The following is a 7,623-nucleotide window of genomic DNA, read 5'->3' on the forward strand; positions in this document are numbered from 1 at the left end:
TGCCATTACACTTCGTTTATTATTGAGACACGATGTCGCTGGATTTGCGCCCTCAAAGATTGAAGTGCAGATATCAACTAGAGTTTGATTGATGAAAAAAGATTATAACAATTTTCAAAACAAAAAAGCTGAAATCAACCTTTTATTAGAAAAAAAGCAAAATTATGAGAATTTTAGTTAATTCAGAATAATCTATCTTATTTAAAACAACAAAACTCAGCTAGTTCCTGGGAGAAAAACCACAATAACGCTAACTACTAAAAAGACCAGAATTAAATTTTTGCACTTTACAACATTTTTTACAGGAAAAAGCAGATAAAACCACGAGGAACAAGCAGAAATACAATCAAATACGAAGGTTATATTGCTAAAGCCCAAAAAGAAGCTCAAAAATTAGCAAGGTTAGAACAAAAAAAAAAAATTCCTAGCAAAATCAATTACGCAGATATTAAAAATTGTCAAAAAAGAAGCTCAAGAAAAACTTGATTTAATCAAACCCCAAAATTTAGGACAAGCAACAAGAATATTAGGAGTCAATCAAGTTGATATTTCGATTTTATTAGTTTATTTGGAAAAACATCATGCTTTACTTTGAATCATTAAAGACAAATTTGCACTCAACGAAAAGCAATTAAACAATTTTGTTTTTTACTATGAATTTTTAAAACAAGAAAACAAAAAAATGAACCTTACTTTCTAATATCTTTATCTGATGTTTGCTATAAACATTTTTATGATTCTTTAATTTTAAAAGAAATATTTAACTTTAATACTGTAACTAATCTTTGTGATGTTGGCTCGGGTGCTGGCTTTCCTAGCTTTCCTTTAAAAATTCTTTTTCTCATTTAAAAATTGTAATCATTGAATCATCTTTAAAAAAAAATCAATTTCTTAAAACAATTAGCAAGCCATTTGGAATTAGATAATATATGTTTTTTTCACCAAAGAGTAGGAACAATATACATAGCCAAAATGGCAGTTATGATTGTGTTGTTGCTCGCGCTTTGGCTAGATTGGAACTTATCTTAAAATGGTGTGTTCCTTTAGTGAAAAAAAAGGGTTATTTTATTGCTATGAAAGGTAAAAACTTTCAACAAGAATTAGAAGCTAGCAAAAAGATAATTAAGCAAATAAGAGCAAATTAGTTAGTGCAAAAACATTGGAATTACCAAATGCAATTAGGAACAAGAACTAATTTATTATTCCAAACCGAATAAAAAAAGGTAATATAATAAAAAAAGATCACGAATATCTGGTGATCTTTTTATTTTCTTTCTTGACCAAATAACCTTAGCAAAATTAAAATTATTCTTAAAAAAATTTCAATTAAAGTTGTTGCAAAAGCCAAAGAAACTTGCCATTCATATTTTTTAGGGAATTCCTTGTTTAATCATTTGTCTGGTGTAATCAAAATGAAGTGCTGCTAAAAACATAGATACAAAATCCTAACATAATTAAACTAATAGGAAGAGTTAAAAAGCTAGTTGTAAATAATATTTTCAATTGTCCAAATGCCGCATAAAGACAACACTAAACGAACTATATAAGAAAACCACCAAAGCAAAAGAACAATATAGCATAATTTGTCTAAATTCATTTGTTACTTTTATAAAAACCCTTTATAATAAGCATGGGACATTGCAACAAAGACGATAAAGGTTGCAAAAATAGCCATAATGGCAATTTCCAACTAAATTGGCATAAACTAAATTTAGAACAACAAAAATAATTGATAAAATTATTCCTTCTATAAAAGAATAAATTAATCCACAAGCTTTAGAAATTTCAACTTGTTTTAATCCTGCAGAATAAATGCCATAATTTAAAAACCTAACGCAATCATGGAAAATAAATTGCATGAATATTTAGATTTTTTAATATCGCGGGTTTTAGAATTGGGTAAAAAACATTGAAGTGATTGCTGTAACACATAAAAGCAAAATTGTTTTTAAAGCAATTCCTTTACGAGTAGCAATATTATTATAAGTAGTTGTTTCAAATAAAGCCATTGTGTGTGTGTGTGTGTGTATTTTTTAATTTGGGTAAACGAATTATTTACTTTTATTGATTCCATTTAAACCACCTTTTAAATTTTATTTATTATTAAAATTAAATTTATTTTATTATTCTTATTATTTAAAAAAATATTTACATCTTTTTTAACTTGCTTAATAAACAAGCACATATATATTTTACCTTTTTTTTAAAGTTAATTGGAAGATATTTTGCTTTTTTATTGCAAAAAATGACAAAAAGTGGCGTTTTTGGTTAGTGTTGTGAAATTTGATAATAAATAGCGTTTTTTTGGCACACAACTAATTTTTTTATAAGTGTTTAAAATATATTGCCAAATTTGCATCTTTTAGTTGAGTTGGGTTAGATTTGTGGAGTTTTAAAAAGCGATAAAAAGGCAAAAGGGCAAAAAAAGGGGCAAAATACAAAAATAAAAAATAGTTAAAAAGATAAAAACCCACATTATGTGGGTTTTATTTATTAATAAGGTTGGGTATAATGAATTTTTAGTTAAGAAGTTTGGAAACTGATCCTGCAATCTTTCAACTGTTTTTCCACCTTCACGAATAGAAAATTTAGTTCCTTCTTCTGATAGCAATTGGGTTGTTAAGGGTAACTACTAATTCAGCGTTGTCACCTGGCATTACCATTTTAACATCACCTTTTAATTCAACTACTCCTGTAATATCTGTAGTACGGAAATAGAATTGAGGACGGTATTGAGAGAAAAGGCAGTGTGACGTCCTCCTTCTTCTTTAGTTAAAACATAAACTTGAGCAACAAATTTAGTACTTTGATGTGTGCACTCTTTTGGAGGTTCAATGGTAGGAGCACCGTCAATTTTGATAATGCATCAGCCTTGGCATTTTCAGCTTTGGGGACTTGCTAGATATCAAAGTCCTAGAATCATTTAGTTAACTCCTTTGTCTTGGCTAGGTATTTCTTCATGTTCTCCTCATGGACCTCATATTCATCCTTCACTTGTCCCACCATCAGTTGAGAGTTACTACAAATAGTAAGGTGTCCAACTCTTAATTCCTTTGTAATTTTGAGTCTGACATGGAGTGCCTCATACTCCACTTTATTATTGGTAGTGGGAAAGCTCAATCTCAGGGCATACTCTACTACTTCTCTTTCAAGGTGAGCTAATATCAATCCAACTTCGAACCTGGATGAGCTTGACGAGCCATCCACATGTAGAGTCCACCGTTCTTTCATGTCTACTGGAGAACTTGACCCTTCCTCTCATACTCATTGCTCAGGGATGGTATACTCCAAAATAAAGGTTGCTAGTACCTAATCTTTGATCGAGGGCCTTAGCTGGAAACTCACATCAAATTCAAAGAGTTCGAGTGCCCACTTAGATATCCTCTCTGAGGTATCGGGATGGTGAAGAACTACCCCGATCAGTTGATCGATAAGGAGGATAATGCTATGAGCTTGAATGTATAGCCAGATTGGGCAGAGATGATAAGAGCAAAGATAAACTTCTTCGACCTCATATATCTAATTTTAGCATCATGGAGGACTTTGTTAATATAATAAACTAGCCTCTGGCTCCTTCTCTCCTTTTGAACAAGTACAAAGCTAATCACAACCAGGGACACGACAAGATATAGGAAAAGTTCCTCGCTAAGGACAGGTTTGCTTAGCAAGGGTGTGGAACCGAGGTATCTCTTTAGTTCTTCAAAGATTCGCTGGGCTTCCATTGTTCATTGAAAGTCTTTCAGCTGCTTGAGTATTTTAAAGAAGGGGAGGCATTTCTTAACAATCTAGAGATGAAGAGATTAAGGGCTACCATTTTTCCAGTGTGGCAATGTACCTTTTTGATAGAGTTCGGTGGGGTCATCTCTTGGATCACCTGAATCTTCTCTAGATTTATCTTAATCCCTCGGCTTGATACCATGAAGCATAGAAACTTGCCAGATATGACCCCAAAGGTGCACTTTGCCAGGTTTAACTTCATTTTGTATCGGTGCAATGTGTTAAAAGTCTCCTAAAGGTCTACAATGTGACCCCGAGTATATTAGCTTTTGATTAGCATATCATCTACATATACTTCCATATTTCAACCAATTTGGTCCTTGAAGATTTTATTCATGAAATGTTGGTAGTTCATTCCTGCATTCTTAAACCCAAAGGATATAACTCTATAATAGTAGAGCCTACGATGAGTAATAAAGGTAGTCTTTTCTTCTTCTTCTGGAGCCATTCAGATCTGATTGTAGCAGAGAAGGCATCCATGAAGGTAAGGAGCCCATGATCGGAGTGGTGTTGACTAGCTGGTCAATCCGAGATTAGGGATAGCTATCTTTTGGACAAGCTTTATTTAGATCAGTGAAATCTATGTACATCACCACTTCCTATTTGCTTTTTCTTATAAGTACCATGTTTGTCAGTCAGTCTAGGTACATCATCTCTCTGATGAACCCAGTCTTGATCAACTTGTTAGCCTCTTTGATGATGGTCTTTTATTGCTTTGGGGCAAAGCTTTGCTTCTTCTATTTCATCAAACGATAGGTCGGGTCGATGTTTAGTTGATGCACCATTATCTAGGGTTCTATCCTAGGCATGTCAATGATAGTTTAGGCGAATACATCAATGTTTTCCTATAAAAATGTGGTTAGTTTTTTCTTTATTACCTCATTCAGGTTTGAACTGATCTGAGTCATTCGAGTAGAGTCCCCTTTCGATATGGAAATCGCTAGTAGTTCACCTGATAGTTCACTGTTCCCCTTAGACACCTCATCCTTGGTGTCTAGCTTAGCGAATTAAGGCTCATATTGGTCTTTAGCTTGGAGCCTTATGCTGTAGCATTGCCATGCTACTGTTTGGTTTCCTTTTAATTGTCTGACTCCATGGTCAGTTAGGAACTACATCATTAAATAGTTGGGGGAGAGCACATAGCCCCAAGCATCAAGAATTGCATTATAAAGAGATGGGAGTTTAACCACTAAGAAGCTCATTTCAATGACAATGCATTAGGGGTGAGTGCTGGCTTTAATGAGAAGCACTAGCTCGCCATTAAAATCTTGAATGATCGACATGTACCCTTCTAGATGTTCCATAGAAAGATTCATATGAGAAAAGGTAAAGAAATATAAAAGATTAATTACACTTTCACTATCAACTAATATACGGTCTACGTTGTGGTTATTAACACTTAATGATATGACAATCTCATTCATGTGTAGGAATTGGATGCTAGCCACATCCTCCTTGATAAAGTTGATAGATTCATTGATCTTCCACCTTTTTGTTGTCCTAGACTGCTCGGATGACCCCTGGCTGATCTCTTTGAGTGTGAACACATGGATCATGTTCACATTTGGTTCAAGTGGGCTAGCTTCTATATTCTCCCACTAGGGAGGCTATTCAGGAGCCTAACATAGTGGTGGTAGAGGTCACGGTAGTTGCTATTGAGGCCTCGATGGTGGGCATCATGGTGGAGCCCTCCCGTGGATGAACTGGGCAAGCCTTCCCTTATAGATGAAGTGCTTGATCTCGTCCTACAATTGAATGCACTCCTCTGTGTCGTGTCCTTTGTTGTGATGGTAATGGAAATACTTCTACATGTTGTGACACTTCGGTTGAGCTTGAATCATTTTGGCTAGTGGTAGCTAGTCTCGAACCACCATTAGTATGTGTCCCTGAGGTGCATTTAGGGGCATGTAATTGGTATAATGACTTTAAAGGGAAGTTCACGTCTCTCAGGCGGGGATTGGGTCTATCGATTCATTTATGAAGACTTGGATCGTTGGCAAGGTGAAGGGTTGCGGGACCTCAACCGGTTCCTTCGGTTACCTTGAATAGGAAGGGCTTGTCCAGAGCTCCCCAACTTCTACTTAGCTCACGCCTTAGTGGGGGTTAGATGTGTGTCATAGCCCTCCTCTGCATTGACATACTTCTCCACTCGAGTTAGCACCTCGACGAAGTTCTTTGAACTCTTTTTCTTTAGGAAGAAGAGGAATGCATTCTTCTATAGTCTATTTTTCAAGGCTGTCATGGCTACAGACTGATCCAGGTCTCGTACCTCCAGGGTAGTTGTGTTGAAGTGGCTGAGATATGAATGGAGGGATTTTCCTTTCCTCTTTCAAATGGTCATTGTTGCTAACCTTACCGTCATGGCCTGCAGCTGTGAAGTGGTGCTGGACATCTGTCCCTTTACTCCAGAATCCAGGATTCTCGGACCTACAAAATAGTGTTAGAGACCCGGGCCGGGGATCCCGGCGAGGGCACTCCGACGATCAAGTCAGCAGACGGCAAAGCGGAATAGATCCCCTAAGGTGGATCCCACTTCGGTCACCATGCTTAGAGGAGTTTTGAATAAAGGATTGAGTAGGAGAAAATGAGAGAGGGATGGTGCTTGAGTTGTGGTGACTGTGCTCGCGGGACTCGCTCCGGAAGTCCTTTGGGAGCCTCCTGCCTTCAAGTCACTTATCTCATTACTTCGTGTGTTTGCCCTCTTTTGGTTGCTTACCTTCTTTCTCACCCGTTGGTACCTTTTAAGATTGTTGATTGCTCTAGTGCCTCGATTTTCCCCCTTGGGGGGGGGCTTAGGGGTCAACGGTGTCTGTTGGCCACTCTTCCAAGATCATTTCCTCTTGTAGTTGGGAGTTAAGTTGTGAATATGTCTTGCCCGACATGTTGTCACGAAGGAAAAAAAAAAATTAGGCGGAACCTCGATCTGCGCATAGCCGCCCACGGGTCTGAGACCCTGAATGCAGCATTCTCCTTCGGGGGATTTCAGGTGGTCAGCCGCAAGATCTGATATCCCGATCGGGGTTTCCTTCCTCAACTGGTGCAAACGAGGTAACGTGCACCGCTATAGATTTGGGGTGCCGTACTAGGTGCACCGCACTGCACGTGCTTGCTTCGACGACGATCTTGGGGCTAGTGAAAGAAAACAGGTGCTAGTGGTTTGACATGTTCCTACACTAGGCATGCAAACAACAGCGGGAGCAGAATGGATTTTAAAAATAATTTTAAAACTGCAGCGGAAATCTGCTCCGTCCCAGAAACTAATCTAATTCTAGTTGCAATTAGGCATGTAGGATAATATAAAATATTTGTAAAATATTTGAATTAAAAATTCAAATCATGCATGATTAAAAAATAATTTTTTCATACCTTATTCCGACTGGAATAACTCTGGGATAAACCTGGAATAGGCTGGAATAGTGGAATAAATCTATTCCAGCCTTCTTCCTCCGTTGGGCTGAAAGAAGCTCTATTTTTGGCTTGAAAAACGTCGCCGGAACGATGACTTCCGGACCTCCGTTTGCTCCCAAAATTCAGCAGCAGCAACTTGGACAAGTGCTCTTCAATCTCCAATTGAAAACTGCAAGAAAAAGTCAGCCAAAAATTTATAAAAATCACCAAAGTCTGCTGCCAGAATTTCTGCAGCAGAACTGGGCAGCAGACTTTGGCCTTCGATTTGGAGCAGCTGGAGCGATCCCGGCCAGCGTGGCTTGCTCCTAGGAGTAGAAGGATACTCCCTCTAGAGGGGAGACACGCCCGGCTCTCGGATCCTTACTCCACACGCGGTGAGTTAAATACGTAACTGAACGAAGTGGGCTGCTGATTTTAAAAAAACCGGGAACGAAGCAC

At 37.5% G+C, this 7,623-nt stretch carries 4 protein-coding genes and 2 pseudogenes; 3 read left to right on the top strand and 3 right to left on the bottom strand.

Annotation, left to right across the window (positions count from 1 at the left end):
* Positions 1 to 454: 454 nt before the first annotated feature.
* Together ACEW7V_RS02070 and rsmG are read left to right on the top strand one after the other, a co-directional pair.
* Positions 455 to 595, top strand: coding sequence for a hypothetical protein (locus ACEW7V_RS02070; RefSeq protein ID WP_374695761.1), 141 nt, complete (start codon positions 455 to 457; stop codon positions 593 to 595).
* Positions 596 to 1,217: pseudogene (gene rsmG / locus ACEW7V_RS02075) on the top strand (16S rRNA (guanine(527)-N(7))-methyltransferase RsmG).
* Positions 1,218 to 2,519: 1,302 nt separating this feature from the next.
* Here the strand turns inward: rsmG and tuf are convergent.
* From tuf to ACEW7V_RS02090, 3 genes and pseudogenes are all read right to left on the bottom strand, one after another.
* Positions 2,520 to 2,803 (bottom strand): annotated as a pseudogene (gene tuf / locus ACEW7V_RS02080) (elongation factor Tu); the annotation flags it as partial.
* A 116-nt stretch (positions 2,804 to 2,919) separates the two neighbouring features.
* A complete protein-coding gene (locus tag ACEW7V_RS02085) occupies positions 2,920 to 3,231 on the bottom strand; it encodes a ribonuclease HI family protein (RefSeq protein WP_374695299.1) in 312 nt (103 codons plus the stop codon).
* A gap of 188 nt (positions 3,232 to 3,419) precedes the next feature.
* Positions 3,420 to 3,722 carry an RNase H-like domain-containing protein gene (locus tag ACEW7V_RS02090; RefSeq protein WP_374695300.1) on the bottom strand — a complete coding sequence of 101 codons (303 nt, stop codon included), beginning with the start codon at positions 3,720 to 3,722 and terminating at the stop codon, positions 3,420 to 3,422.
* Between the two features lie 3,553 nt (positions 3,723 to 7,275).
* On the opposite strand from ACEW7V_RS02090, the gene ACEW7V_RS02095 reads away from it, so the two are divergent.
* A complete protein-coding gene (locus ACEW7V_RS02095) occupies positions 7,276 to 7,494 on the top strand; it encodes a hypothetical protein (RefSeq protein WP_374695301.1) in 219 nt (72 codons plus the stop codon).
* The last annotated feature ends 129 nt before the right edge of the window (positions 7,495 to 7,623 follow it).

This window comes from Areca yellow leaf disease phytoplasma (assembly GCF_041920595.1).

Excerpts from the sequence above, each read along its gene's own strand:
- ACEW7V_RS02085 (WP_374695299.1), bottom strand. The coding sequence starts at position 3,231 with ATGAAAGAACGGTGGACTCTACATGTGGATGGCTCGTCAAGCTCATCC.
- ACEW7V_RS02090 (WP_374695300.1), bottom strand. The coding sequence starts at position 3,722 with ATGGAAGCCCAGCGAATCTTTGAAGAACTAAAGAGATACCTCGGTTCC.
- ACEW7V_RS02095 (WP_374695301.1), top strand. The coding sequence starts at position 7,276 with ATGACTTCCGGACCTCCGTTTGCTCCCAAAATTCAGCAGCAGCAACTT.